Consider the following 804-nt stretch of genomic DNA (forward strand, 5'->3'; position numbering starts at 1 on the left):
CGCATCCGCCGTAACCCAACGTTTGGTTTTACGCTGGTAAGCCCACCCCAACCACTTTGTCAAACCGGATTCTAGAGCAAAGTGCCATATGAAACACCTCTGCTATAAAAAAACAATCGTTCACAGCCGGGGGGCTTTTTGCTGTACTGAGCATTCGCCTCTACGGATCCACCACCGATTTTCCCGGGTGGCTGGCTAGAGGCGATGCAGTACCTCCCTACGCACAGTGCCGGGCATCCCCGCCCAGTGGGTGCGTTTCCCTAACAGGCCCAGCGCCACCCCGGCGCTGGGCTCTGCAAGATTAACGGCTACATAGAGGTGCATCACATATGAAACGTCAAAAGCGTAACCAGACAGCTCGCGCATTTGGTAAGGGTTATCAAGCCGGTATTGCGGGTCGGTCCCGCAGCCTGTGTCCGCACGAGAGCGGCACAGCGCGCCAGGAATGGCTCTCCGGTTGGCGCGAAGCGCGCACGGATCAGTGGGATGGTTACAACATGGCCGCTCAAGTACAAAAACTGAACAACTTGTCCCCTCACTGACTGGAGCCTTTTGACAACCTTATTTCTTGGCCATCATCTCCTCAAACTAGCCCGCCTTAGCGCGGGCATTTTTTTAAAAACCGCTTAACAGCTACCTGCGTTGCCGACGCTGTAAAGCGGTTTTTGGGCGCCTGAATGTCTGGGCATAAAAAAACGGCTTGGGGTCTGAACCTCAAGCCGTTTTTCGATATTTGGTAGGACTAACCAGATTCGAACTGGTGACCTCTACCATGTCAAGGTAGCGCTCTAACCAACTGAGCTA

General features: G+C 54.0%; 1 protein-coding gene. It reads left to right on the plus strand.

The genetic code is table 11. The annotated features are described in order from the left end of the window. Positions 1-329: 329 nt before the first annotated feature. A complete protein-coding gene (rmf, locus tag B3520_RS02615; RefSeq protein WP_024460100.1) occupies positions 330-542 on the plus strand; it encodes a ribosome modulation factor in 213 nt (70 codons plus the stop codon). Positions 543-804 lie beyond the last annotated feature (262 nt).

The sequence above is a fragment of the Marinimicrobium sp. UBA4509 genome, assembly GCF_002388575.1.
In the GTDB taxonomy this organism is placed as follows: domain Bacteria; phylum Pseudomonadota; class Gammaproteobacteria; order Pseudomonadales; family Cellvibrionaceae; genus Marinimicrobium; species Marinimicrobium koreense.